25 protein-coding genes are annotated in these 25,666 nt (G+C 71.9%); 10 read left to right on the top strand and 15 right to left on the bottom strand.

Annotated elements, in window-relative coordinates; all coding sequences use genetic code 11:
* Window positions 1-13: 13 nt before the first annotated feature.
* Together ACRYCC_RS21920 and ACRYCC_RS21915 are read right to left on the bottom strand one after the other, a co-directional pair.
* Window positions 14-412: a 6-pyruvoyl trahydropterin synthase family protein gene (locus ACRYCC_RS21920; RefSeq protein ID WP_433814791.1), complete on the bottom strand. Its 399-nt coding sequence runs from the start codon at window positions 410-412 to the stop codon at window positions 14-16.
* Window positions 413-451: 39 nt separating this feature from the next.
* Window positions 452-1,432, bottom strand: a complete 981-nt coding sequence (locus ACRYCC_RS21915; protein ID WP_433814790.1) for a zinc-dependent alcohol dehydrogenase — start codon at window positions 1,430-1,432, stop codon at window positions 452-454.
* A gap of 100 nt (window positions 1,433-1,532) precedes the next feature.
* Here ACRYCC_RS21915 and ACRYCC_RS21910 point away from each other — a divergent pair, with 100 nt between their 5' ends.
* Window positions 1,533-2,300, top strand: a complete 768-nt coding sequence (locus ACRYCC_RS21910; protein WP_433814789.1) for a CDP-alcohol phosphatidyltransferase family protein — start codon at window positions 1,533-1,535, stop codon at window positions 2,298-2,300.
* Between the two features lie 275 nt (window positions 2,301-2,575).
* Here the strand turns inward: ACRYCC_RS21910 and ACRYCC_RS21905 are convergent, their stop codons facing one another.
* From ACRYCC_RS21905 to ACRYCC_RS21895, 3 genes are all read right to left on the bottom strand, one after another.
* Window positions 2,576-3,217 carry a hypothetical protein gene (locus ACRYCC_RS21905; RefSeq protein WP_433814787.1) on the bottom strand — a complete coding sequence of 214 codons (642 nt, stop codon included), beginning with the start codon at window positions 3,215-3,217 and terminating at the stop codon, window positions 2,576-2,578.
* 330 nt (window positions 3,218-3,547) lie between these two features.
* A complete protein-coding gene (locus tag ACRYCC_RS21900) occupies window positions 3,548-4,429 on the bottom strand; it encodes a universal stress protein (protein WP_433814786.1) in 882 nt (293 codons plus the stop codon).
* Complete coding sequence (locus ACRYCC_RS21895; protein ID WP_433814784.1) at window positions 4,426-5,454, bottom strand: Acg family FMN-binding oxidoreductase; 1,029 nt, start codon at window positions 5,452-5,454, stop codon at window positions 4,426-4,428. Before ACRYCC_RS21895 ends, ACRYCC_RS21900 begins: the two co-directional genes overlap by 4 nt.
* Window positions 5,455-5,643: 189 nt before the next feature.
* Here ACRYCC_RS21895 and ACRYCC_RS21890 point away from each other — a divergent pair, with 189 nt between their 5' ends.
* From ACRYCC_RS21890 to ACRYCC_RS21875, 4 genes are all read left to right on the top strand, one after another.
* Complete coding sequence (locus ACRYCC_RS21890) at window positions 5,644-6,195, top strand: hypothetical protein (RefSeq protein WP_433814782.1); 552 nt, start codon at window positions 5,644-5,646, stop codon at window positions 6,193-6,195.
* A gap of 147 nt (window positions 6,196-6,342) precedes the next feature.
* Entirely contained in the window at window positions 6,343-7,491 is a 1,149-nt protein-coding gene (locus ACRYCC_RS21885; RefSeq protein ID WP_433814780.1) for a site-2 protease family protein, read from the top strand.
* Between the two features lie 112 nt (window positions 7,492-7,603).
* Window positions 7,604-8,047: a hypothetical protein gene (locus ACRYCC_RS21880; RefSeq protein WP_433814778.1), complete on the top strand. Its 444-nt coding sequence runs from the start codon at window positions 7,604-7,606 to the stop codon at window positions 8,045-8,047.
* Between the two features lie 291 nt (window positions 8,048-8,338).
* Window positions 8,339-9,334, top strand: a complete 996-nt coding sequence (locus ACRYCC_RS21875; RefSeq protein ID WP_433814776.1) for an alpha/beta hydrolase — start codon at window positions 8,339-8,341, stop codon at window positions 9,332-9,334.
* Between the two features lie 51 nt (window positions 9,335-9,385).
* On the opposite strand, the gene ACRYCC_RS21870 is transcribed toward ACRYCC_RS21875, so the two are convergent.
* The gene (locus ACRYCC_RS21870; RefSeq protein WP_433814774.1) at window positions 9,386-10,018 is read right to left on the bottom strand and encodes a Dps family protein; all 633 of its coding nucleotides are present in this window, start codon (window positions 10,016-10,018) and stop codon (window positions 9,386-9,388) included.
* Between the two features lie 236 nt (window positions 10,019-10,254).
* On the opposite strand from ACRYCC_RS21870, the gene ACRYCC_RS21865 reads away from it, so the two are divergent.
* Window positions 10,255-11,184, top strand: a complete 930-nt coding sequence (locus tag ACRYCC_RS21865) for a diacylglycerol/lipid kinase family protein (protein WP_433814772.1) — start codon at window positions 10,255-10,257, stop codon at window positions 11,182-11,184.
* A gap of 174 nt (window positions 11,185-11,358) precedes the next feature.
* Window positions 11,359-12,276, top strand: coding sequence for a DMT family protein (locus ACRYCC_RS21860; protein ID WP_433814771.1), 918 nt, complete (start codon window positions 11,359-11,361; stop codon window positions 12,274-12,276).
* A gap of 112 nt (window positions 12,277-12,388) precedes the next feature.
* On the opposite strand, the gene ACRYCC_RS21855 is transcribed toward ACRYCC_RS21860, so the two are convergent.
* The 8 genes from ACRYCC_RS21855 to ACRYCC_RS21820 all read right to left on the bottom strand — a co-directional run bounded on the left by ACRYCC_RS21855 (window position 12,389) and on the right by ACRYCC_RS21820 (window position 21,580).
* Complete coding sequence (locus ACRYCC_RS21855; RefSeq protein ID WP_433814770.1) at window positions 12,389-13,456, bottom strand: LamG-like jellyroll fold domain-containing protein; 1,068 nt, start codon at window positions 13,454-13,456, stop codon at window positions 12,389-12,391.
* Between the two features lie 81 nt (window positions 13,457-13,537).
* On the bottom strand, window positions 13,538-15,607 hold the full coding sequence (locus tag ACRYCC_RS21850; RefSeq protein WP_433814768.1) for a PQQ-dependent sugar dehydrogenase: 2,070 nt from the start codon (window positions 15,605-15,607) through the stop codon (window positions 13,538-13,540).
* Window positions 15,608-15,706: 99 nt separating this feature from the next.
* Entirely contained in the window at window positions 15,707-16,522 is an 816-nt protein-coding gene (locus tag ACRYCC_RS21845; protein ID WP_433814766.1) for a sugar phosphate isomerase/epimerase family protein, read from the bottom strand.
* Window positions 16,519-17,661, bottom strand: coding sequence for a dihydrodipicolinate synthase family protein (locus ACRYCC_RS21840; protein ID WP_433814764.1), 1,143 nt, complete (start codon window positions 17,659-17,661; stop codon window positions 16,519-16,521). The genes ACRYCC_RS21845 and ACRYCC_RS21840 overlap by 4 nt, the downstream gene beginning before the upstream one ends.
* Complete coding sequence (locus ACRYCC_RS21835; protein WP_433814763.1) at window positions 17,658-18,809, bottom strand: Gfo/Idh/MocA family protein; 1,152 nt, start codon at window positions 18,807-18,809, stop codon at window positions 17,658-17,660. The genes ACRYCC_RS21840 and ACRYCC_RS21835 overlap by 4 nt, the downstream gene beginning before the upstream one ends.
* A gap of 72 nt (window positions 18,810-18,881) precedes the next feature.
* Window positions 18,882-19,694, bottom strand: coding sequence for an ABC transporter ATP-binding protein (locus tag ACRYCC_RS21830; RefSeq protein WP_433814761.1), 813 nt, complete (start codon window positions 19,692-19,694; stop codon window positions 18,882-18,884).
* A gap of 38 nt (window positions 19,695-19,732) precedes the next feature.
* A complete protein-coding gene (locus ACRYCC_RS21825; RefSeq protein ID WP_433814759.1) occupies window positions 19,733-20,749 on the bottom strand; it encodes an ABC transporter substrate-binding protein in 1,017 nt (338 codons plus the stop codon).
* 12 nt (window positions 20,750-20,761) lie between these two features.
* The gene (locus ACRYCC_RS21820) at window positions 20,762-21,580 is read right to left on the bottom strand and encodes an ABC transporter permease (protein WP_433814757.1); all 819 of its coding nucleotides are present in this window, start codon (window positions 21,578-21,580) and stop codon (window positions 20,762-20,764) included.
* Window positions 21,581-21,779: 199 nt separating this feature from the next.
* Between ACRYCC_RS21820 and ACRYCC_RS21815 the strand changes: the two genes are divergently transcribed.
* Complete coding sequence (locus ACRYCC_RS21815) at window positions 21,780-22,898, top strand: LacI family DNA-binding transcriptional regulator (protein ID WP_433814755.1); 1,119 nt, start codon at window positions 21,780-21,782, stop codon at window positions 22,896-22,898.
* Window positions 22,895-24,049, top strand: a complete 1,155-nt coding sequence (locus tag ACRYCC_RS21810) for a mandelate racemase/muconate lactonizing enzyme family protein (protein ID WP_433814753.1) — start codon at window positions 22,895-22,897, stop codon at window positions 24,047-24,049. The genes ACRYCC_RS21815 and ACRYCC_RS21810 overlap by 4 nt, the downstream gene beginning before the upstream one ends.
* 71 nt (window positions 24,050-24,120) lie before the next feature.
* Here ACRYCC_RS21810 and ACRYCC_RS21805 read toward each other — a convergent pair whose 3' ends face one another.
* Window positions 24,121-25,053, bottom strand: a complete 933-nt coding sequence (locus tag ACRYCC_RS21805) for an NADP-dependent oxidoreductase (RefSeq protein ID WP_433814752.1) — start codon at window positions 25,051-25,053, stop codon at window positions 24,121-24,123.
* A gap of 76 nt (window positions 25,054-25,129) precedes the next feature.
* Between ACRYCC_RS21805 and ACRYCC_RS21800 the strand changes: the two genes are divergently transcribed.
* A complete protein-coding gene (locus tag ACRYCC_RS21800; protein WP_433814751.1) occupies window positions 25,130-25,528 on the top strand; it encodes a winged helix-turn-helix transcriptional regulator in 399 nt (132 codons plus the stop codon).
* Window positions 25,529-25,666: the final 138 nt, after the last annotated feature.

The raw sequence follows: 25,666 nt of genomic DNA, 5'->3' as shown, positions 1-25,666 counted from the left end.
GTGCCGGCCGCGCTCACAGGGTGCGCTCGTAACTCGCCCAGGCGACGTCGGACTCGTGCAGCGTGACCGTGATCCCGGTCAGCCCGCGAGCCTGCTCGCCGAGCGCGCCCGCGGCCACCCGGTCGGCGAGCCGGTCGGCGACGACCTTGGCCAGGAACTCCGTCGACGTGTTGACCCCGGTGAAGCCGGGCTCGTCGTCCAGGTTGCGATAGTTGAAGGCGCCGAGCACGGTGCCGAGCTCAGCCGTGGCCAGCCCGATGTCGACGACGATGTTGTCCGCGTCGAGCTCGGCGCGGCGGAATGTCGCGTCCACGACGAAGGTCGCGCCGTGCAGCCGCTGCGCGGGGCCGAACACCTCGCCGCGGAAGCTGTGGGCGACCATGAATCGATCGCGAACGGTGACGCTGAACAAGGAATGCCCCTCCGGGGTGAGTCGGCTCGTGCTGCCCGGTTATACGTTCTTGTAGGCAATACGGTGGCAGAGCGCCGGAAGTTCACCGCCGGCGAGACGAGTCATCACCTGCGGCAACTCCTCGAAGTCGCTCTCGCCTGTGATCAGGGCGTCGAACGCCGGATCGGCGAGCAGCCGCAGGGCCAGCGACACCCGGTCCGCGAAGCTGCGGCGCGCGCTCCGGGCCGGGGACACCGAGCCCACCTGGCTGCCGCGGATGGTCAGCCGCCGCGAGTGGAAGAACTCGCCCAGCGGCAGGCTGACGCGCCGGTCGCCGTACCAGCTCAGTTCGACGACGACCCCGTCCCGCGCCAGCAACTCCAGGGAACGCGTGAGCCCGGCCTCGGTCGCGCTGGCGTGCACGACGAGGTCGCACTCCCCCGCGGCCTGCTCGGGCAGCGCGAAGTCCACGCCGAGCGCTTCGGCGACACCGGCGCGCGCGGGATCGGCGTCGACCAGCTGCACGCTGACGCCGGGAAATCCGGCCAGCACCCCGGCGACGCCGCAGCCGACCATGCCGGCGCCGACGACGGCGATCCGGTCACCGACCAGCGGCGCCGCGTCCCACAACGCGTTGACCGCGGTCTCGACGGTGCCCGCCAGCACCGCCCGCGCCGGCGGCACCCCGTCCGGCACGGGGGTCACCGCGCTCTCCGGGACCACGTACCGGGTCTGGTGCGGGTAGAGGCAGAAGACGTCCCGGCCGAGCAGCGCCGGCGGCCCGTGCTCGACGACCCCCACGTTGAGGTAGCCGTACTTCACCGGCCCGGGGAAGTCGCCGTCCTGGAAGGGTGCGCGCATCACCTCGTACTGGCTGGTGGGCACCCCGCCGCGGAACACCAGGGTCTCGGTGCCCCGGCTCACCCCGGACCAGCGGGTACGGACCAGCACCTCACCGGGGCCGGGCTCCGGCAGGACCACGGACCGGATCTCGCCCTGCCCGGGGGATCGGAGCCAGAACGCGCGCGCTACGCGTTCCATCGGCATCCTCCCCCACGGCTGGGCGGCAAATTCCTGGCTATATGACTGATCCGTACGATACGGGGCGCACGTGTAACAGGGCATGGGGACACAGGAGTTGATGATCACAGAGGTTCGGCCGGAAACGGAATCGACCCGCCAGATACGCCAGGACCATCAGGCCCACAGGTCACAGGAGGCGCACCACGTACCGGCCATGGGGGTGGCCGGCCAGTTCGTCCTGCTGGCCTTGCTGTGGGCGGGAGTGGGCCTGGGGCCCGCGGGCTGGCTGGCCGGAACCGCGTGCGCCGTGTTCACCTGCGCCGTTCTCACCGCCGCGCTTCGCCGTTCGGGCCGCCGGCTGGGACCGGCCGACCATGTCACGCTGGTCCGGGCGGTGCTCGTCGGAGGGGTGACGGCGCTGGTGACGGACCGCTTCGGGGAGGGCGCCCCCGTCGGGGTCCTCGTCACGCTCGCCTCGGTGGCGCTGCTCCTGGACGCGGTCGACGGTCAGGTCGCCCGGCGCACCGGGACGGCGTCCGCCATGGGCGCGCGGTTCGACATGGAGGTCGACGCCTTCCTCATCCTGGTGCTCAGCGCCAATGTCGCCACCTCCCTGGGCGCGTGGGTGCTGGCGATCGGCGGCATGCGGTACGTCTTCGTCATGGCCGGCCGGGTGGCGCCCTGGCTGCGACCGGGCCTGCCGCCGAGCATCGCCCGCAAGACCGTGGCCGCGCTGCAGGGGATCGTCCTCGTCGTGGCGGCCGCCGGCGTCCTCCCGCCCCCGGTCGCGACCGTCTTCGTCGCCCTGGCACTGATGTCGCTCGTATGGTCCTTCGGGCGCGACATCTTCTGGCTGCGGCGGGCTTTTCGGTATGCGAGCATCTGAAACGGACCGTCATTCGATTACACGAAGGTCCAGACCCGCAGGGCATTCGAACGATCGCCGGCCACGATCCCGTCTGGCACCGATTTCCGATTCTCGAATGGCCATTCATAGTAATTCGCCTCTTCAGCAGCCCATGAAAAGGCTCCCCGAAGAGGGAATCACTCACTCATCTCCTCGAGAGGCAGATGAGCTCCGGCGGGGACCGCGCCGGGCTGCGCCGCCGGCCGCCGGTGCCGGCGGCGCAGGCCTCGTCACCTCACCTGGTCAGCGCCGGGTCAGGGGCTCGTGATCTGAACCGTCGGGGTGACGACGAACGTGGCGGCGAGGGTGGCCTTGTCGCCGTTCCTGATCAGCCCGGCACACCCGCTGCCGCTGACGTTGCCGATGGTCAGGCTGGGGGTGGCGTCGACTGCGATCTTCAGTTCTCCGGTGGCGTTGTCGTAGGTGACCGAGTCGACCTCACCGGTCACCTCGGCGTTGCACGACCCGAAGAGGCTCGACCCGGTCACGAGCGCGTCGATCCCGGTGATCGTCCCGCTCGTCACGCCACCGGAGTACGAGACCGCGTTGAGCGACCAGGTCGTCCCCGGCTTGAGCGCCGAGGTGAACGAGCTGAAGAACGGGCCGGAGCACTTGTTGCTCGAGGTGCCGAAGGTGGCCGAGGTGATGCCGGCGATGCCGGTACCGGACAGGCCGGTGCCGTCCGCGATGGTGCCACCGGCGCTCGCGACCCCGCAGGTGATGTTCTGGCCGGTGGTGGTGTCCCGCAGCACCGCGTTCACGCCCGGCTTGAGGCTGCCCGAGATGGTGCCGCCGCCGCTGACCGACCAGGTGTCGGCGAAGGCGGGGGATGCGACGGCCAGGGAGCCGGCCGTCGCCGCGGCGACGACGAAGACCGATGCCGAATATTTCCGCATGGGGATTGTGCCCTTTCAGGGGTGGGAGCGGACTCAGTCATGCGGCGCGCGGCCCGAACCACTGGACGGCAGTTCGCTGATGCCGCGCGCGGTGGGCACTTTCCGTACGGCCGCCCTCCTTTCACACCGTTGTGATCACGGAAGTGCCACCTACGGGCAGGCTAGGCGGGCGCCATTCCGGTAACAAGGGCGGTCAGTACGAATTAATTGGTCGAACGGCGTCGAACGAAGAGAGTTCTTGTCACTCAATAACAGAACACGCCTTGTACGCACAGGGTCGCGGATCGCGATAGCCGAGTCGCATATCGGGCGACGGAGGCGAAGGCCCAGCTAGGGAGACGGCACCACGGCCATGGGGCAGTGCGCGTGGTGCAGCAGCGCCTGGCTCACCGAGCCGAGCAGCAGGCCGGTGAAGCCACCACGGCCTCGGGTGCCGACCACGAGAAGATCCGCGCGTGCGGAGGACCCGGCCAGGATCCGCACCGGACGGCCGTGCACGACCTCGGAGACCACCTCGACGTCGGGGAACTTCTCCCGCCACGCGGCCAGTGACGCCGCGAACTCCTTCTCCGCGAAGTCCTGCGGGTCGTACACCAGTGGCTTCTGCCGCCCCGGCCAGCTCGATGCGGGGCTGGACCAGACGTGCACGGCGCGCAGCCGCGCCTTGCGCATGGCGGCCTCCTCGAACGCGAACCCGAGGGCGGGCTCCCCCGCCCTGGATCCGTCCACGCCCACCACGACCTCGCGCCGCACCGCGGGCTCCACATGCCGCACGACCACGACGGGTACGCGCGCATGCGTGACCACCTGCAATGCCGTGGAACCGAACACCAGGCTCCCCACCGTCCCGGTCCCGTGACCGCCCACGACGACCATGGCGGCCTCATTCGCCTGCTCAAGCAGCACCCGGGACGGTGCTCCGGGAACGGCCTCGCCCTCCACGGTCACCCGGGGGTCGCGTTCACGGGCGGCCGAGACGGCCTGTTCCAGCAGTTCCCGGCCGCAGGCCAGCAGCCACTCGCGGATCGCACTGACCCGCGGGTCGACCGGCGTGTCGGCCAGCCACGGGGTCTCGGCGTGCACGATCCGCAGGCCGAGGCCCCGCCGCGCCGCCTCCTCGGTCGCCCACTCGACGGCGCGCAGGCTCTGCCCCGATCCGTCGGCTCCGGCCACGATCCAGGCGGCCGTCGTCTCCCGTTCGGCAGGGTTCACGAAAGCTCCTCGCGGATCATGTGGTCGGTGGGTCGTCGTACGGTCTCCAGATCGCCGTCGGCCACGCCGAGACGCATCAGCATCTGCGGATAACAACCCCCGCAGAACCGGGTACGGATGAACTCCCGCAACTCGGGCACCTCCAGCGCCTGAGTATGAAACGCCGCCGACAGACCCCCCGCCGACGCCCGCAACAACACCCGCTGCAACGCCTGCCCAGCAGCCAACCAATCCTCCCGCTCATCACCCCGCGTGGTCAGCAACGCCACCACCCCCGTCACCCCAGGCACACCCGACCCGCCACCCGCCACGACAGCCCCCCAACCCCGCCCCCGAGCGAAATCACGCATCGCGAAATGCGGATCAGTACGCTCCGGCACCCGCGGATACGCACCCTCATGCACCCCGTCCCGCCGCGCGCTCCCCGGAACCGGCGCCCACCGCGCCGCCTCCGCCACAAAAGCAGGATTCATCCGCTGCACCTGCTCCGCCGCCTCCGTCAACGCCCCCAACGCCACCCCCTCACGCGGCGCCGCCACCTCCAACCGAGCCCCCTCCGCAACCGCCTGAGCCGAGACCGCCGACTGCACCTCCCCACCCACCACAACATCCCGGAAGGCACCCCGATGACTACGACGCCGCCGCACCTGCTCATACCAACCCCGCACCTCCTCGGTCACCTCCGCCCGCGACCCGAAACGCACCTCCGCCAACAAAGCCGGCCGATCCGGATCAGGCAACACCCGCGCCCGCGGCGCCCACCCCAAAAACTGCATCGCCACCCGCAACGTGTACAACGCACAACCACCACTGATCAGCAACTCCCTGCCCTCCGGATCAGCCACAACCAACCGCCGCTCCGTATCGGCATACAAACTCACCACCGGACCGCCACCAGTGACACGACAACCGAACCGCCACGGCTGAGTGTTATGCACCGACGGCGCCCACACAGCCGCCTCAATCGCAAACCGGGCATCCTTCTCCCACACCTCGGAGCGTTCGCTCGTCTGCTCACGGCTCATGGCGACCACCGACCTTTCTCCGACCCGCCCAGACCATCACCGCCGGGGCCCGGCGCGGCAGAGGCGTATAGGCCTCGCGGTAAGGGCGAAGGTCCCGTCGTGGTCGTGCTGTAGGACTCTGCTGCCGTGCCGGCCACCGGAGTTGACTCAGTGCCATCGGAGCCCCCCGGACTTACGAGGTGACAGAGCATGACCACCACCGCAGCCCACGAACCCGCCCACCGATTCCACCTGCCGACGCTGCGCAGCGGCTCCGGCACCGCGGTCACCTACGTCTGGGCCACCGCCCGCATCGCGCTGGGCTGGGTCTTCCTGTGGGCCTTCCTCGACAAGACCTTCGGACTCGGCCACGAGACCGCCTCCAAGCAGGCCTGGATCAACGGCGGCCACCCCACCCAGGGCTTCCTCAAGATGGGCACCAAAGGCCCCTTCGCCGACTTCTACCACTCCATCGCCGGCGACACCTGGGCCGACTGGCTGTTCATGCTCGGCCTCGCCGGCATCGGCACCGCCCTCATCCTCGGCATCGGCCTCCGCATCGCCGCCACCACCGGCACCCTCCTGCTCGTCATGATGTGGACCGCCGTCCTACCCCCCGAGAACAACCCCTTCATGGACGACCACCTCATCTACGCCCTCGTCCTCATCGGCCTCGCCCTCACCGGCGCCGGCCACGCCCTCGGCCTCGGCCGCTGGTGGAACTCCACCGCACTGGTCCGCCGCTTCCCCGCCCTCAAGTGACATGACCCGCCGCCAGGAGGGCGCCCCGCCCTGGGTGCCCTCCTTCGCATGCCGTCCCACCCCTGCCACCCCGGGACCGACCAAGGTCCCCCGGGCCGGGGCCGACCGGCCCTGCCCGCGTTCCCTCCCCGGACGGAGCATCGAAACATGAGGCAGAACGTGCGACTCGGCCGCGTGGCCGGCATCCCGATCGGGCTCCAGTGGTCGGCGCTGGCGATCATCGCGCTGATCGCCCTCACGCTCGCCACGGCGGTGCTGCCGTCGGCGGTCCCCGGCCGTACCGCCTTCGTGTACTGGGCCGCCGCCCTGCCGGGCGCCGCCGCCTTCCTGGCCTGCCTGCTCGCCCACGAACTCGCCCATTCCCTCGTCGCGCAGCGCAACGGCGTGCCGGTGCGCTCCATCACGCTGTGGATGCTGGGCGGGGTCTCCGAGCTCGAGGACGAGGCCCCGGATCCCAAGACCGACCTGGCCATCGCCGCCGCCGGGCCGCTCACCAGCCTGGCGCTGGGCGCGGTGTTCATCACCGCCTTCCCCATCGCCGGAGCGCTCGGCGCGCCTCCCTTGCTCACCCAGACGCTGGGATGGCTGGGCCTGATCAACCTCATGCTGGCGGTGTTCAACCTGCTGCCGGGCGCTCCCCTGGACGGCGGCCGGGTCCTGCGGGCCGTCCTGTGGCGCCGTTACCACGACCGGACCCGGGCCGACCTGGCCGCCGCGCACGCCGGTCGTACGCTCGGCCTGACGCTGGTCTTCGTCGGCCTGGGCGAACTGCTCTTCCTCAGCGCCGGCGCCGGGCTGTGGCTGATGCTCATCGGCTGGTTCCTGACCTGCGCCGCGAAGGCCGAGGCGGCCTCCCGGCTGGTCCACGACGCCCTCGCGGGCGTACGGGTCGGCGACATCATGACCCCGCAGCCCGACTGCGCCCAGGCCTGGCACGACGTCGAGACGTTCGTCCAGCAGACGATCGCGTCCTCGCGGCAGGACGTCTTCCCCGTGCTGGGTCTCGACGGCAGGCCCACGGGCGTCGTCACCGCCGGCCGGCTCACCCGGATACCGGCCCAGCAGCGCGGAAACCTGCTGGTCAGCGACATCTCCGCACCGCTCCCCGAGCAGAACGTCTGCGCGCCGGACGACCTCGCGGCCGACCTGTCCGGCAGGCCGGCGGTCGCCGGGCGGCTGCTGGCGGTCGTGGTGGACGGCGGCCGCGTCGTAGGCATGATCACCAGCGCGGACTTCACCCGCATCGTCCGGCGCGGCCTCCTGCTCCACCCCGCCTCGACCCGCTCCTCTGCCTGAGCGACCCCCGGCACCGGCGTCGCCATGCCGGACCGATCGCCGCGCGTTCCGCTCATCACCTTTGATGCTCAAATACTCTACGTGGTCGATTGATTACCGATAGTTTCCCCGCATGCCCACGATCGACCACGAGTTGCCGCTGGAGCTCTTCCGTAACCGGCCGCAGCTCGCCGCCGAACTTCTCCACGCGGTCTTCGGGATCAAGGTTCCCGACCATGACCAGGTGAGCCTGGGATCGGAGACCTATGCAGAGTGCAATCTCGCCGAGCTGCGCGGGCTCATGGAGGAGATCATGAAGACCGGCACCTACGAGTGGAAGAGCGACTTCGCCCTCGAGCACATCGCCCTGGGCAGAGCCGAAGGCAAGGCGGAGGGCAAGGCCGAAGGCAAGGCCGAGGGTGAGGCCCGATCGCTCCTGCTGTTCCTGGCCGCCCGTGACATCACGGTCCCCGCCGATATACGCGAACGGATCACCTCCTGCACCGACCTCGGCCGACTCGACGCCTGGGTACAGCGGGCGGCCACCATCGACACCGCCGAGCAGCTCTTCGACTGACACGTTCCGTCGCCGGCGAGGCCGGCGGAGCAGGGGCTGCCCGCGCGGCCGGAGCACTCGTCCTGTCGCCATCCCGCTGCCGGGTGCCGCCCGGACGCGCAGTCCCCGGCCACCCCGGGGTTCGCCGGGCCGGCCAAACGGGGATGACTCTGAGTGATTGCCCGCCTGGTTCAGGGTGACAGGCGGGCTCGGGCCGAGCCGGTGGCCCGTATCCGCTCCGCCAGGGCATGGGGACGCGCCTGATCAGGCCGCGTGGGGCCGCTGCCGTGGCCGCCGATTCGAGGAGAGATCATGACTGCCGACAGCGCGAAGGACCCGGCCGCCGACGGCCCGGTCATCGAACCGCACACCCAGGCGTGGTTGGACGATCTCGCCGCGGCCTCGGCCGGCAGCCCGCCGCTGTACGAGCTCTCGCCGCAGGACGCCCGCCAGGTCCTGCGGGACCTCCAGGCCGGCGCGCCGGTGGACCTGGTGCCCGCGGACATCGAGGACCGGGTGATCGAAGGCGGTCCGACCGGCGAGGTCCGCCTCCGCATCGTGCGGCCGGGGGACGCCACCGGTGACCTGCCCATCCTCCTGCACTTCCACGGCGGCGGCTGGATCCTCGGGGACAAGGACACCCACGACCGGCTGACGCGCGAGCTCGCCACCGCGGCGCGGGCCGTCGTCGTCTTCGTCGACTACACCCCGGCCCCCGACGCCCAGTTCCCGGTACAGAACGAGCAGGCCTACGCCGCGCTGCAGTGGGTCGCCCGGCACGGGGCCGAGCTGGGCGCCGACCCGACCCGGATCGCGGTGTTCGGAGACAGCGTCGGCGGCAACATGTCCGCGGTCCTCACCATGACGGCCAAGAGTCGCGGCGGCCCCTCCCTCGCCGCCCAGGTGCTGTTCTACCCGGTCACCGACGCCGATTTCGACACCGCCTCCTACCAGCGGTACGCCGACGGGCCGTGGCTCACCCGCGCGGCGATGAAGTGGTTCTGGGACGCCTACCTGCCCGACGAGAGCCGCCGTTCGGAACCGGCGGCGTCACCCCTGCGGGCCTCGGACACCGAGCTGGAGGGTCTTCCCCCGGCCCTGATCGTCAACGGCGAGAACGACGTGCTGCGCGACGAGGGCGAGGCGTACGCGCGCCGGCTCCTGAGAGCGGGCGTCCCCGTGACGCACGCCCGCTACCTGGGCACCATCCACGACTTCGTGCTCCTCAACCCGATCACCGCGACTCCCGCACCCCGGGCGGCGATCGCGCAGGCCGGCGAGTTCCTCCGCCGCCATCTGTACTCCTGACCGGGCCCGCGCTCCTGAGCGGGGAGCCGGCCCGGTGGCGGCGGCCCCGGTTCAGGCGTGGATCAGGGGCGTGTCGACGAGGTGCTCCGCCAGGAACCAGGCCTGCAGCTCTCCGGTGCGGATCACCTGGGAGACCAGCAGGTCGTTGGTCCCGTCGTCGCCCATCTCGTCGGCGCGCCCGGCGGCGTCGTGCGCGGCGACGAGGATCGTCTCGTGCGCCTCCAGCAGCCTCGACAGCATCGCCGGCACCTCCTCCACGCCGTCCGGCGGCCGCGGGATCACGGTGATCTCGGCGACGTGCCGCGGGTCGCCGATCGCGACGCCGCCGAGGGTCTGGACCCGTTCGGCGAGGGCGTCGATCAGCTCGGACTGCTCGCCGGCGTGCTTGTCCATCAGCAGATGCAGCTGGTAGAACGTCACGCCCCGCATGAGCCAGTGATGCTTCTTGTAGAGCCCGTAGAGAATCTGGGTGTCGGCCAGGACCTGGTTGAGCCGCTGACAGGAGTACATGCGCGCGTCCTTGGACAGCGCGACGGGAAGCTGACGCACCGTCCCGAACTTCTGGATCTCCACACCCTTCTGGTGCAGCCAGGGCTGACTCCCGGCGGAGGACCTGGTCGTCTTGCCGTTCGTGGAGGATTTGGTGGCCACGGTTGTGTCTCCCCTCGATCCGGACCGCACCATTCGGCGGCACCGTACGTCGGTCGGCGAGGTCCACCGACATCCACCAGACTGCCCGCCACCAGGGCACCCGATTACCTAACAAAAGCCTCACTACGGCAAGTAATATGTCAAGTCCGGCGAATCACCACGAACTTGGGCGATGGGGTGGTGAACTCGTCCGCGCCCTCCCACGGCGTGCGGAGAGGCGGCCGTCCCGGCAGGGCAGGCGGCCGATCCGCGGGTACCCTCTACCACCTATGCGCAGCAAGGCCGAGCTCGACGCCGCGATCAGCACCGGACGTTCGCCGGTGCTGGTGGTCAACACCCGGGCGCGCCGGGGACGGGCGCTGGCCGACGCGGCCCCCCGCCTGCTGGCCGACCACGGGTTCAGGGCGCGGCGGGTGATCCGGGTGGACGAGCCGGCTCGGCTGGACGCGGCGCTGGCAGAAGCCCTGGCGATGGCTCCGGATCTGCTGGTCGTCGGCGGGGGCGACGGGACGGTCAGCTCGGCGGTGACGCACCTGGCCCACCGCGACGTCGCGCTGGGCGTGCTGCCACTGGGCACGACCAACAATCTCGCCCGCAGCCTCGGCGTCCCCCTCGGGCTGGCCGCGGCCACCGCCGTCCTGACCGGCGGGAAGGTCGCCGACGTCGACCTCGGGCGGGCCGGCGACCGGCTGTTCGCCAACATGGTCAGCATCGGCGTGTCGGTGCAGGTGGCCGGCCGGGTTCCGCACGGGCTCAAGCGCGTCGTCGGCCGGGCCGCGTACCCGCTCACGGCGCTGCGTGCCCTGCCCCGCCACCGGCCGTTCCGGGCGCGGGTCACCGCCCAGGGCGCCGCCCAGGAGTTCTGGACGCATCAGCTCAACATCGCCAACGGCGGTTTCCACGCGGGCCGGCCGCTGGCGCGTGACGCCGGCATCGACGACCGGCTGCTGGTGGCCTACCGGCTGGGCGCCGCCCGCCGGGCCCACCTGGTCGGCTCCATGCTCAGGCACGCCGCGACCGGGCCGCGGCTGCGGCTGGCCGACGACCGATTCCTCGCCGTCGGCGAGCTGACCGTGGAGACCGATCCCGTCCTGGCGCTCGACGTGGACGGCGAGGTGGTGGACACCACCCCCGTCACGATCGCCGTCGTGCCCAACGCGCTGCGCGTCATGGTGCCCCAGGACTTCGTCGACACCTGATCCTCGGGCGCTTCCCGCCGCAGTGGTCCGCGCTCGGCCGGCACGGAACTTCTCCCCCACATCAGGCGTCCGAACTAACGAGGAAGGCCACCCGACCGCTCCTGAGGCGGCACGAAGCACGTCGGCGGCGGTCCAGGTCGATCCCGCGCCGACGGTACGCGAACGGAGCAATGGATGATCATCGGCCTCGTGGCCGCCGTCTCGGCATCGGTCTGCTACGGCACCGGCTCGGTGCTGCAGGCCGTGGGATCCCGCAAATCCGCCCGCCGGGAGACGGCCGCCTCGTCCGCGACCGCCCTCACCCAGCATGGCGGCCCCAGCCTCTCGTCGACCGCCAAGGCCGCCGTGACGTGGGAGTTCCTGGTCGGCACCGTGCTGGACTTCGTCGGTTTCGGGCTCGGCGCGCTGGCCGCCCGGTTGCTGCCGCTGTTCCTGTCGCAGACCGTGATCAGCGCCAACCTGGTGATCACGGCGGTGCTGGGCATCCGGCTGCTGGGCATCCGGCTGAACCGGCCGGAGTGGGTCTCCATCGCCGTGGTCTGCTCGTCGCTGGTGCTGCTGGCCGGCGCGGCGGGTCACGAGGGCGACGTCCACACCCCGATCTCCACCCACTGGTGGCTGCTGGCGGCCTCGGTGCTGCTGATCGGGGGCGGCTTCCTGGCGGTGCGCTGGCTGGGACCGCGCGCCGCGATCCTGGCGGGACTGCTGTCCGGCCTCGGCTTCGGCGCGGTCGGCGTCGGCGTACGGGTACTGAACGGCGCGGACCCGTTCGACCTCACCGCGCTGCTGACCGACCCGGCCCTCTACGCCGTCCTGGTCGCCGGGCTCGGCGGCATGTACCTGCACACGGTCGCCCTGCAGATCGGCTCGGTGAACGGGGCGACGGCGGCCCTGGTCGTGGGCGAGACGGTGGTCCCCGGCGTGCTCGGGGTGCTCTGGCTCGGCGACGCCTCGCGTCCCGGCTACTCCTGGCTGGCCATGGCCGGCTTCGTCCTGGCCGTGGCGGGCGCCGTCGCGGTCGCGAGGTTCGGTGCGGCGGCGGTGGTGGCGCCCGAGGCACGGCGGCCGGAGGAGGCCGTCGCCTCGGGCTGACGGAGCGTACCGGGATCGAGACCGGCGCGGTGCCCCGGGGTGAGGGAGCGCCGGCCGGCGGGCCGCAGGACCTCGGCCCGCCGGCCGGCGACCGGCCCGGCGGAGGCGGAGCTCAGTGCCGTCGCGTCATCGCCCGGCGGTACTGCTGCCCGACCTCCCACGGGGTCACGACCCGGTCGAGGAACATCAGGCCGTCGAACCTGCAGTTACACGGATTCTGCTCCCTGGTGTTCTGCGGGAAGCTGCCGCCGATCTTGATGCCTCTGGGATCGGTCGCGGAGGTGAGGTCCGGCTCCGGCGGGCCCGAGACGGCCCAGGGATCGCCGGGAAGCACGTAGGACCCGTCGAGCGGCCGCCCGTTCTTGTACAGCCGCATGGCGCCGCTGTCGAAGTCGAAGGTCGCCGTCAGGAACACCCAGGTGCCGAGCGGCAGCACGCTCTGCCAGTTCTCGGCCGCCGCGAAGGTCTGTGAACTGCTGCCGTCGACCCGTCTGCCGAGGGCGACGACGCGCAACTCTCCCGCCACGTTGATGACTTCGAGCAGGGCCCGGACGTCATGGCCCTGTGAGGTGCCGGTGAGCACACCCGCCAGCCCGACCGCGTTGTAGTAGTCGGCCGGATCCGGCGTGCCGGAGTTGGGGTTCGGGTTCGGGCCGGTCATCTTGAACCAGCCCATGATGGACGTGCCCTTCACCGCGTTGAAGGCGTGCAGGGTGGGCACGCCGGTCTCCGAGTAGACGCCGGCCTTCCAGTCGTCGTTGCCCGCCACGTCGGGACCGACCTGCCTGGTCTGGATCGCATAGGTGCTCCCCGGGTAGGCGCCGTCGCGTACGCGCATCGCGGCGCCACCGTTGACCAGGTCGATGGTCGTGCCCGAGAGCCCCCGGTCACGTTCCCGGGCCGGGTCTCCCGGCACCGGGTGCTCGAAGTCGTAGTACGCGACCAGGTTCCGCCGCAGGCTGGGAAGCACCGTGGAACCGGGCCGGTGGTGCGACGCGGCCGGCCGGCCCGTGACGGCGCGCGCCTGGGCCTGGCCGGGCGCGGCGGCCAGGCCCAGGCCCAGCAGCGCGGTCACGAGCACCGCCTGCACCCGGCGCGCCCGGCCGGTCCGGGGTGCGGGGACCGGCGGGGCGTAGCCCGTCACCGGACCGTGGCGGACGTCCCATCGGCGAGCTCTCATCGTCTCCTCCAGGTGTGTCGGGGGTCCCGGCGGTCACGGAGGCTCCGTGACCGCCGGGAGGCACTGCTCATCGCGAGGGGATCAGCCGTTCACGCCGGTCCCGGTGACCCTGAGGTCACGGAGCCGGCCGATGTTGTCGAAGGACCCGAAGCCGACCCGGCCGGAGGTGAAGGTCTTGTCGACGGCCGTCATCAGCGGCGTCTTCGAGTGATCGACGTACACCGCGATCTCACCTGTGCCGGTCTGGTGCACGACCTGCACGTGATGCCATTTCGTGTCGGTGATGGCGGGGGTGGCGCCACGCGAACGGACCGGGTCCCACTGGTCCTCGATCCGCACCCGGTCGGCGTCGTTCACCACGAAGACGCCGTTGTGCGGGTAGATCGTGTTGTCCTGCGACAGGTGGGCGTAATAGAACTGCGTGTCGGACCGGTAGCCGAACACGATGATCACGTCCCGGTTGCCGATGTCGGTGGGGGTGTCGATCCGGACGTCGGCGTCGATCCGTACCGAGCCGAACTGCGGGCCCTTGGTGAGCACCGCGTACTCGAACGGCCGGCGGGGCCCCGGACGTGACTCACCGGGCTCGGCGAGGATCACCTGATCTCCCTCGAACCGCCACTTCGCAGGAGTGATCGGCGCCCAGTTCTCCGGGCCCGCCGTGTGGGACACCCGGGTGTGGCCGACGTCGCCGGCGGCGAAGTGGCGCGTGCCGGTGACCTTCCAGATCTTGCCGTTCGCCTTGGCGATCAGGAAGATCTCGCCGCGGCCGTCGGTGCCGAAGCGCAGGTCGACCCGCTTGTCACCGGCCAGGTCCTGCATCGTCACCCGCTTGCCCGTCGTGTCGAAGAGCATGAGCTGGTGGATCGGGGCCCGCGGCCCCCCGCGGCGCATCTCGCGCTCATCGGTGTAGAGGACGCGACCGTCGACGAGGTCACCGAAGACGTACTTGCCGTACAGTTCGGGCAGCTTGTGGCCGCGATAGACGTAGCCGCCGGAGATCGCGCGCCCGATGTCCCCGCTGCACGGCCAGTCCGCCGGCGGGTCGTGGTCGTAGGCGGCCACCGGGTAGTCGTAGCCGTGGGCCGCGTCGTCCGCGGGCAGCGGGTAGAGGTTGCAGCGGTCGCTCTTGTTGAAGACGAACGGTCCCTCCCGGTCCGGCCACCCCAGGTTGTCGCCCGCCCGGATGTCGTAGACCGCCTCGATGGCGTGCTCGCCGATGTGCCCGAGGAACATCCGGTGCCGTCCGCCGGTGTCCCAGCTGAAGCGGTGCGGGTCGCGCATGCCGTAGGCGTAGATCTCTCCGAGGTCGCCCGGCTTCCCGACGAACGGGTTGGTGGCCGGAATCCCGTACTCGCCGTTGGCGCTGTCGCGGCCCCGCGGGTCGATGCGCAGGATCTTCCCGTGCGGGATCGCCAGATCCTGGGGATCGTCGTTGCCCGCCGCCTGACCCTGGCCTCCGTCACCCGCCGCGATGTACAGCAGCCCGTAGTCCTTGTCACCGGGCCTGGCGGTCGGGTTGAAGCCGATCTGCTGGATCCCGTGGATCTGGCCGGCGAACCCGAGCCGGAGGATCTCCCGGCGGGTTCCGTGGAAGGTGGCGGCGGACGGGTCGTCCGCGGTCCACTCGTTGATGATCCCGTGGAACAGCGTGTTGGGCTGGGGCGTCAGGTCGGGGGTCTTGGTGGCGAGCCCGGGCCCCGACTCGGTGTGGACGGTGTAGAACCGGCCGTTGTGCTTGAAGCCGGGATCGAAGGCCACATAGCCGAACCCCTGGCCGAGGCCGCGGCCGGAGAAGAAGTCAGGGGCGAACGTCGCGCCGACGTCGAGGTACACGTGCGGCGTCCCGTTCTCGACCAGGTACATCTTGCCGTTGAGGTCGGGTACGTACATGCGCCGCGAGCCGTCCGGGACCTCGCCGATGGCGTTGATCCGGGCCCAGCGCATCAGCCGCGGGTCGACCGGCGCGGGGGTGGGCTCCGACTTCGGGAACGAGGCGTACTCCTCGACGGTCAGCCCCAGACCCGAGGTGATCGGGCGTTCCGGGATCGGATCGGTGATCGGCTGGTCGGCGGCTCGGGCGGTGGTCTGCGGCAGCAGGGCCAGCAGAACAGCGGTGATCGTCAGGAGGCACCATCTGAGCTTCGTCATCCTGCACCTATGGGTCGTAGGCGAACAGAAAGCGCTTTCTGGAAGCGCTTTCCCGAAGGTAAAAGAGGTTCAGGAAAGCGTCAAGGACCAAAATCCGGATCAGGACACGTGCGCGGTGAACCGCTCCAGGCACAGGGCGAGGGCCTGCGCGCCGGGCATCGCCCAGAGCTCCTCGTTGAAGATCTCCACCTCGATGGGCCCGTCGTAGCCCGCCTCGTCGACCGCCACGGCGAACCGGCGCAGCTCCACGCTGCCGTCGCCGAGCATGCCGCGCCCGGTCAGCACCCCGGCGGGCAGAGGGGTCACCCAGTCGGCCACCTGGAAGAGCGCGATCCGGTGCTCCGCCCCGGCCCGGGCGATGCCCGCGTAGGCCTGCGGGTCCCACCACAGGTGGTAGGTGTCGATCACGACGCCGACCTGCTCGGCGGGGTGCGCCGCGGCGAGGTCGAGCGCCTGTCCCAGCGTCGAGACCACGCACCGGTCGGCGCAGTACATCGGATGCAGCGGCTCGATCGCCAGCCGCACCCCGTACCGCCCGGCGTACGGGGCCAGCGCGGCGAGCGCCTCGGCCACCCGCGCCCGGGCGCCGTCGAGGTCCCGCGAGCCCTCGGGCAGCCCTCCGCTGACCAGCACCAGGGCCGGCGCGCCGAGTTCGGCGGCCTCCTCGATCGCCCGGCGGTTGTCCGCGAAGGCGTCCGGGGCCTGGAAGAACCCGCCCCGGCACAGGGACGTGACCGTCAGCCCGGCCTCGCGGACCAGCTTCGCGGTGCGCGCGAGCCCGTACTCGGCGACCGGCTCCCGCCAGAGCCCGACGCCCGGGATCCCGGCGGCGGCGGAGCCCGCGACCATGTCCGGGATCGGCCAGTGCCGCGTCGTCCACTGATTGAGGCTGAACCGCGCATGCGCACCGGTCATGCCGTCACCCCCTGCACGACGAGCCAGGCACGCATGCGCGCCGCGGCCAGGTCCGGGTCGGGCAGCAGCCCGGCCTCGTCGGCGAGTTCGAACAGCCGGATCAGATGCGGGACCGGGCGGGCGTTCTCCAGCCGGCCGACCATCCGGAAGTGCCGCTGGTGCCCTGCCAGCCAGGCGAGGAACACCACGCCGGTCTTGTAGTAGTACGTGGGGGCGGCGAACAGGTGCCGGGCGAGCGGCACCGTGGGCGCGAGGATCTCCTGGTAGCCGGGGAGGTCGCCGGTGCCGAGGGCGCGCAGGGCCGCCGCGGCGGCGGGCGCGATCGGATCGAAGATGCCCAGGAGGGCGTCGCTGTGCCCGAGGTGGTCGCCGCGGATCAGCCGGGGGTAGTCGAAGTCGTCGCCGGTGTAGAGCCGTACGCCCGGCGGCAGCCGGCGGCGCAGCGCGATCTCGCGGTCCGCGTCGAGCAGCGACATCTTGATCCCGTCGACCGCGGGGGCATGGCGCGCGATGATGGCCAGCACGTTGTCCGCCGCCGCGTCCAGGTCGGGCGAGCCCCAGTAGCCCGTCAGCTCCGGGTCGAACATCGGCCCCAGCCAGTGCAGCACGGCCGGCCGCGTGAGCTGGGCCAGCAGCCGCCCGTACACCTCGGCGTAGTCGTCCGGCCCGGTGGCCGAGGCAGCGAGCTGCCGGCTCGCCATCAGCACCGGTGCCGCACCGGCCGCCTCGATCACGGCCAGCTGCTCCTCGTAGGCGGCGACGATGCGGCCGAGGGGCGCCGGGCCCGGCGGGAGCTGGTCGGTGCCCGCGCCGCAGACCATCCGCCCCCCGCAGGCCCGTGCCTCCGCCCCGCTGCGCGCGATGAGCTCGCGGGTCGCCGCCCAGTCCAGCCCCATCCCGCGCTGCGCGGTGTCCATCGCCTCCGCGACCCCGAGGCCGTACGACCACAGGTGACGGCGGAACGCCAGCGTCGCCTCCCAGTCGAGGGCGTCCGCCGCGCCGAGCGGATCGGCCACCACGTGCGCGGCGGCGTAGGCGACACGGGAGGTGATCGGGGTCGGCGGGGGCGGGTAGGCCCGCGGCTCGCCGAGGGTGTACGCCGTCAGTGACCCGTCCGGGCGGGGAAGGCTGATCTTCATCGGGTCAGCTCCGGTACCTCGAGGCGCCGGCCCTCCCGCCAGGAGCGCAGGCCGAGCTCGGCGAGCTGGACACCGCGGGCGCCCGCGTAGAAGTCCCACGGGAAGTCCGCGTCGTCGGCGACGTGCCGCAGGAACATCTCCCACTGGGTCTTGAAGCCGTTGTCGAACTCGGCGTTGTCGGGGACCTCCTGCCAGTGGGCGCGGAAGTCCTCGGTGGCGGGCAGGTCGGGGTTCCACACCGGCTTGGGCGTCGTCGACCGGTGCTGGACCCTGCAGCGGCGCAGCCCCGCCACCGCGCTGCCCTCGGTGCCGTCCACCTGGAACTCCACCAGCTCGTCGCGGAAGACCCGGGTCGTCCAGGAGGAGTTGATCTGCGCGATGACGCCGCCGTCGAGCTCGAAAAGCCCGTACGCCGCGTCGTCGGCGGTGCAGGCGTACGGCTTGCCGTCCTCGTCCACCCGCTCGGGGATGTGCGTGACGCCGACCGCCTGGACCGACCGCACCGGGGCGATGATGTCGTCGAGCACGTAACGCCAGTGGCAGAACATGTCGGCGATGATCCCGCCGCCGTCCTCGGCCCGGTAGTTCCAGCTCGGCCGCTGCGCCTCCTGCCAGTCCCCTTCGAAGACCCAGTATCCGAACTCGCCGCGGACCGACAGGATGCGCCCGAAGAAGCCGCCCTCGACCAGCCGCCTGAGCTTGCGCAGGCCGGGCAGGAAGAGCTTGTCCTGCACGACGCCGTGCTTGATCTCCGCGCCGTCCGCGAGCCGGGCGAGCTCCACCGCCGCGGCCAGTCCGCCGGCGAGCGGCTTCTCGGTGTACACGTGCTTGCCCGCCGCGATCGCCGCGCGGATGGCGGGCTCGCGGGCACCGGTGATCTGGGCGTCGAAGTAGATCTCGGTGCCGGGCCGGGCCAGGGCCTCGCCGAGATCGGTCGACCACTCGGTGAGCCCGTGCCGGTCCGCGATGGCCCGCAGCCTGGCCTCGCTGCGGCCCACCAGGACGGGCTCCGGCCACAGCACCGTGCCGTCGGCCGCGGGCAGGCCGCCCTGTTCGCGGATCGCCAGAATCGATCGGAGGAGGTGCTGGCGGTACCCCATCCGGCCGGTCACGCCGTTCATGACGATCCCGATGGACCTGCGTGCCATGCCCATGTGTTCCTCTCTGTCGTCGGGCGGCCGCCGGCGGCGGCCGCCCCCCGGGCCTTCAGGTCCGGACCCTCAGTCGGCGGCCGGGACGGCGCCGAGCAGTTCGCGGATACGGGCGGTGGCGCGGGCGAACTCGGGCCGGGCCATGGTCGTCGCGTAGTCCCGGTCGTCGGGCAGCCCGACGTCGATGACCTCGGCCACGGTGCCCGGCCGCTCGGTCATGACCACGATCCGGTTGGCGAGGTACGCCGCCTCGGCGATGGAGTGGGTCACCAGCAGCACGGTCGTACGGGTCTCCCTCCAGATGCGGTTGAGCTCGACGTTCATCTGCTCCCGGGTGAGCGCGTCGAGGGCGCCGAACGGCTCGTCCATCAGCAGGACCGGGGGTTCGTGCAGCAGCGCCCGGCACAGCGCCACCCGCTGCTGCATGCCGCCCGACAGTTCGTGCGGGTAGGCGTCCTCGAACCCGGTGAGGCCGGTCATCTCGATCAGCTGCGCGGTCCGCGCCCGGGCTCGCGCGGCGGGCATCCGGCGCATCTCGCCCTGCAGCAGGATGTTGCGCCGGGCGCTGCGCCACTCCAGCAGCGCGGCCCGCTGGAACACGTACCCGATGTCGCGGCGCGGGCCGGTGACCGCCTCACCGCGCAGCCGCACGCCGCCGGAGGACGGTTTCAGCAGCCCGGCCACCAGCTTCAGCAGCGTCGACTTCCCGCAGCCCGACGGTCCCACGATCGCCACGAACTCGCCGTCCGCCACGTCGAGCGAGACCTGCCGCAGCGCCGTGACGTCCTTCCTCCTGGTCCGGAAGCGCACGGCCACGTCGTCCAGCTCGACGGTGCCGCCGCGGCTCTCCCGCGGCGGGCCGCCTCCTGGTCGATCGGTCACTCGTCCTCCCTCCCGTACGGCCCCGCCGCCCATCGTCGTCAGCCCTGCGGAGCGAGCGCCGGGTCCCAGTAGGTCGTCGGCGGCTCCGCCTTGCCGATCACACCGGTCTGGGTGAACACCTCGATGGTCTGCCGCCAGTCGGCCTCGGTGTTGACGCCGGGCGCCTTGCCCTGGGTGGCGCTGGTGTGCAGCAGCGTCAGCGTCGTCTTGAACTGCTCGGCGAGGACCCCGGCCGGCGGGAGCTGCTGGGAGGCGCCCTGCATGGCCGCGACCGCGCCCGCCGGATCCCGCTCCGCCGCCGTCCAGGCCTCGCTGGTGGCCGCGGCCATCCGCTTGACCAGGTCGGACCGGCTCTTCAGCGTCCGCTCGCCGACGAGCAGGCCGTTGGAGTAGAAGTTCAGGCCGAAGTCGGAGAAGCGCAGGTAGGACACCGCTTTGCCGGACTTGTTGTGCATCGTCGGGCCCTGGTCGCTGGCATAGCCGAGCAGCCCGTCGGTCTGGCCGGACATCACGGCGGCGATCTTGCCCGCCGGGTCGGTGTTCTGGACCCGTACGTCCGAGTCCTTCAGGCCGTTCTTCTTGAGGAACGCCGGGAACGTCCTCGACAGCGCGTCACCGGCCGTACCCGCGATGCGCCTGCCCTTGAGATCGGCCGGCTTCCTGATGCCCTTGTCGGTGAAGGACTGCACGGACGCCGGCGTCGTCTGGAGGAACACGCCGATGCTCTTGACCGGCAGGCCGGTGCTCACCCCGGCCAGCAGCGCCGGGGTGTCCGCCCAGCCGAAGTCGGTCCGGCCCGCACCGGTCGCCTGCACGGTCTTCTGCGAGCCCTGGCCCGCGCTGATCTGGAGGTCGAGGCCGTGCTTCTCGAAGATCCGCTGCTTCTTGCCGTAGTAGAACGGCGCGTGCTCGCCGTAGGGGTACCAGTTGAGCGTCAGCGTGACCTTGTCCAGCTTCTTGCCCGAGGCGCCCGTGGTCGTGCCCTCACCCCCGCCGCACGCGGCGGTGATCGCCAGGATCGGGACGAGAACGAGGACGAGTGCGCGAGGTTTCATGTCCGGTCTCCATCAGTAGGGGGTGGTCACCGCGTCGCCCCGGTGGCTGGCGTGCCAGGGGAGCAACAGCTTCTCGGCGAGTTCGACGAGGACGAAGAGGACGACACCGATCACCGACATGACGAGCAGCCCGGCGAAGAGCATCGGGGTGTCGAGGTTTCCGTTGGCCTGCAGGATCACGTATCCCAGGCCCTGGTTGGCCCCGACGAACTCGCCGACGACCGCCCCGGTGACGGCGAGCGTCACCGCCACCTTCAGCCCCGCGAACAGGTGGGGCAGCGAGGCCGGGAAACGGATCTTGGCGAAGGTCTGCACCGGCCCGGCGCCCATGGTGGCCGAGAGCTGGATCATCTCGGGATCCACCGCCTTCAGCCCGGTGACCATGGAGATGACCACCGGGAAGAACGCGATGAGCACCGCGATCACGATCTTGGGGGCGATGCCGAAGCCCAGCCACACGACGAAGAGCGGGGCGATGGCGATCTTCGGTACGACCTGGGCGAACAGCAGGATCGGGTACAGGGTCCGCTCGACGGCGGTCGAGTAGACCATGATCACAGCGGCGAGCACGCCGACGATCACCGCGATCGCGAAGCCCAGCAGCGTCTCGTACGTGGTCACCCAGCCGTGATGCCAGATGTAGGACCACTTGCCGGTCATCACCCGCAGGGTCGTCCCGGGCGACGGGACCAGGTAGGCCTCGACGAGCCGCGCGGCGGTGATCCCCCACCAGGCGGCGAAACAGGCGACGAGCAGGACCACCGGCCGCCACGACCTGCTCAGCGCGTCACGGGCGCGCTCGCCCGGCCCGGGCCGGTCGCGCTCCGCCACCCCCGCTACTGGCACACTGGATGTGGTGCTCTGACTCACCATGTGTCCTCCGTGCTCAGGCTCGGGGGCCGATTCAGAAAGCGCTTTCTGAATGCGCTTTCTGTTGTACGGTAAGGACGGCGCACCGCGCGGTCAAGAGGGCGGCGATCCCGGCGTGAGCAAGGGCTCACGGCATGACCGGGACCGAGGAGGACACGCATTGGCGGACGAACGGCCCACCCGGCCCGGGAAACCCGCCCGGGCGGGCTCGTCACGGGCGGACCGCGACGACCCGGGCGAGCACACTCACGTGACCCTGCAGGACGTGGCGCGCCAGGCGGAGGTCTCGCTCGCCACCGCCTCCCGCGTGCTGAACGGCACCACACAGGTCCGCGCGGGTCTGCGGGAACGCGTGCTGGCCGCCGCCGCCGAGCTCGCCTACGCGCCGAACGCGCACGCGCAGGCCCTGGCCCGTGCGTCCAGCCAGTCCGTCGGCCTGATCTGCCACGACGTCAGCGACCCGTACTTCGCCACGATCGCCCGGGGCGTCACGCGGGCCGCCGCCGAGCACGGGCTGCTGGTCATGCTGGCCAGCACCTTCCGCGATCCGGCCCGCGAGGTCGAGTACATCGCGATGCTCCGCGGCCAGCGGGCCCGCGCCATCCTGCTGATCGGGTCCGGCTTCGAGGACCGCGACTGGGAACGCGCGATGAGCGCCGAGCTGGAGCCGTACATCCGCGCCGGCGGGCGGGTCGCGGTCGTCAGCAGGCACCGCAGCCTGCGGGTGGACACCGTGCAGCCGGAGAACCGGGAGGGGGCCGCCGCGCTCGCCCGCACGCTGCTCGGCCTCGGGCATCGCGACTTCGCGGTGCTGACCGGGCCGCCCTCCCTCACCACCGTGGCCGACCGGCTCGCGGGCTTCCGCGACGCCCTGGCCGAGGGCGGTGTGCGGCTCGACGCCGACCAGGTGATCGAGGGGGCGTTCACCCGCGACGGAGGCTACGCGGCCGCCGCCGAGCTGCTGCGCCGCGGGCTGCGCGCGTCCTGCGTGTTCGCCGTCACAGACGTCATGGCGATCGGCGCGCTGTCGCTCTTCCGCGATCAGGGCATCGACGTGCCCGGCCGCATCTCCCTGGCCGGCTTCGACGACATACCGATCGTCCGGGACCTGGTGCCGCCGCTGACCACCGTCGCGCTCCCCCTCGACGAGATGGGCGAGCGCGTCATCAACCTCGTCCTGCGCGAGCCGCGCGGCAGCCGGAGCCGCGTCGAGCGGATCACCGGGGAGGTCATCGTGCGCGCCAGCACCACCGCGTACTCGCCCGGCACCCCCGCATGAACCTCGCCGGCCTGACCGTCGAGCGCGTCGAGACGTTCGCCGTCGCGCTGCCCACCCGGCGCTCGTTCGGCGTGGCGGGCGGGGCGGTGACCGTCGCGGGCCGTCCCAGCCTGCGGATTCTGGTCAAGGTGAGCGCGGACGGGGTCAGCGGGTGGGGCGAGGCCACCCCGATCCCCGCCTGGACGTACGAGACCGCCGAGTCGATCGTCACCACGATCGACCGCTATCTGGCGCCCGCGATCGCCGGCCGGCCCGCGTGGGACCTGGACGGTGTCACCTCGGCGTTCGATCGCGCGATCAACCGCGGGTTCAGCATCGGCGCGCCGCTGGCCAAGAGCGCGGTCGACGTCGCGCTGCACGACCTGCTCGGCCGGGCCGCGGGCGTGCCCTTGGGCGTGCTGTGGGGGCAGCGCCGCGCCGACCGGATCGAGCTCGGCTGGATCGTGTCCGGCCGGTCGCCCGCCGAGGCGGCCGACAGCGTCGCCGAGGGCAGGGACCTCGGCCACCGCGCGTTCAAGGTCAAGATCGGGCTGTACGACGTGGAGACCGACCTGGCCGTGGTCGGCGCCGTCCGCGAGCACGCCCCCGGTGCCGCCTTGTGGGTGGACGCCAACCAGGCCTACACCGTGCCGGCCGCGCTGGCCGTGGCGCGGCGGCTCGACGGGCTCGGGGTGACCGCGTTCGAACAGCCGCTGCCGGCCAACGACATCGCCGGGCTCCGCCGGCTACGCGACGCCAGCCCTATCCCGGTGGCACTCGACGAGAGCCTGCGTCACCCGGCCGACCTGGCGACCTTCGTCCGCCTGGAGGCGGTCGACGTCGCCATCGCCAAGGTCCAGCGCAGCGGCGGCCTCACCCTGTCGCGGCGGCTGTGCTCGCTCGCGGAGGACAACGGCGTGCGGCTCATGGGCTCCGGCCTCACCGACTCCGACGTGGGCCTGGCCGCTTCCCTCCACCTGTTCGCCGCCTACGGCATCGACACGCCCGTGGACCTCAACGGCCGGCAGTTCATCGAGTCCCCGTACGCCGGCCCGACCGTGCGGGTCGAGGCCGGCACCGCGCACGTGCCCGACGGCCCCGGTCTCGGCGTCGAGGTGGACGAGGCCGTCGTCCGGGAACTGGCCGTCGACGTCCTGGAGACCCGAACCTGACACCCCCTCCCCGGACGCCCCCATCCCGGACGATCCCGCGGGGGACGCGGCCGGGCTCGGGGCAGCAGGGGTCAGGGCAGCAGGACGACGCGGCCGCGCAGTCCGCCGTGCTCGAGCAGGGTGTGCGCGGCTGCCGCCTCCTCCAGCGGCAGCGTCCGCGCGACGCGCAGGGTGAGCAGCCCGGCGTGGGCCAGCGCCGCGAGCTCGGTGAGCCGGGCGCCGTCGGCGACGACCTCCTGGACGACGACGCGCGTGCCGCGGATCGGTGGCGGGGCGAACGGCGCGACGAGGGCGACGAACGTGCCGCCGCCGCGCAGGGCGTCGTGGGCCCGGATGCCCAGGACGGCGGCGTCGATCACCGCGTCGGCGCCGCCCGGGACCAGGTCGCGGACCTCGGCGCCCAGGTGCTCCGCGGAGGTCACCACCTCGGCGGCGCCCAGCTCCCGGACCAGGTCCTCGTCACCCGGCCGGGCCAGCGCGATCGTCCGCAGGCCGCGGATCGCGGCGAGCTCCAGGACGAAACCGCCGACGCCTCCCGCGGCACCGGTGACCAGCAGGATCTGCCCGCGGCGCAGGCCGGCCAGCGCCAGGGCGCGGTCGGCGGTGAGCCCGTTGAGCGGCAGGGTCGCGGCCTGCGCGAGCGGGACCGACGTGGGCGCGGGCGCCACCGCGGCCTCGTCCAGGACGACCTGTTCGGCGTGCGCGCCGGGCGCGGAGAGCAGGTCGCGCAGGCCCACGACGGCGTCGCCCGCGGCGAACCGGCGGACCCCGGGCCCGACGGCGTCGACCCGGCCGGCGACGTCCCAGCCCAGGCCTAACCGCGGTGCCGGCGCCATCAGCCCGGCCTCGGTCAGCCGTCCCGCGCGGGCGGACAGGTCGATGGGGTTGACCGACGACGCCGCGACGCGGATCCGCAGCTGCCCGCGGGCGGGTTCCGGTACGGGGACGTCGGCGACGTCGATGACCTCTGGACCGCCGAACCGGCGGACAATGATGGAACGCATGCGCCTGACGGTAGGTGCGTGCCGGAGGGCACGGGAAGAAGGCACTTGCGGGTGCGTACGGCACCCAGGAGGACCGATGGCAACGAGGACGGCGGCCGAGCGCCGGGACGCCGCACGCCGCGAGTACAACGCCGGCCTGGCGGAGTGCCCGGGTCACGAGCTGCTCGCCGTGCTGAGCGACAAGTGGGTCACCCTCGTGCTCGGCGCGCTGTGCGACGGGCCGTTGCGCTCCGCCGACCTGGCCCGGAGCGTCGCGGGCGCCAGCCAGAAGATGCTCACCCAGACCCTGCGCAGGCTCGAGCGCGACGGCCTGCTGTCCCGGACGGTCACGGCGTCGGTGCCGGCCCGCGTGGACTACGAGCTCACGCCGCTGGGCGAGAGCCTCCTGCCCGTGCAGCGCGCGATCAAGGCGTGGGCGGAGACGCACATCGAGGAAGTCCAGCAGGCCCGGGCCCGTTACGACGGCGGGCGGTGACCCCGCCGATCCCGCCGCCGGACCGCCGTCCACCAGGCACGACAGCGGTCCAAGACCGCGTCAAGAGGGGTTTTGGGCCCGCCGGTTCTGGAAAACCTCCACAACGTCCGGTGCGGCGACAGCGCGTTGGGCGACGCG

Origin of the sequence: Actinomadura scrupuli, assembly GCF_050971785.1 — a bacterium.
GTDB lineage: Bacteria > Actinomycetota > Actinomycetes > Streptosporangiales > Streptosporangiaceae > Actinomadura_E > Actinomadura_E scrupuli.
The sequence above is the reverse complement of the archived record's forward strand: the minus strand, read 5'-3'. Positions and strand labels throughout refer to the sequence as shown.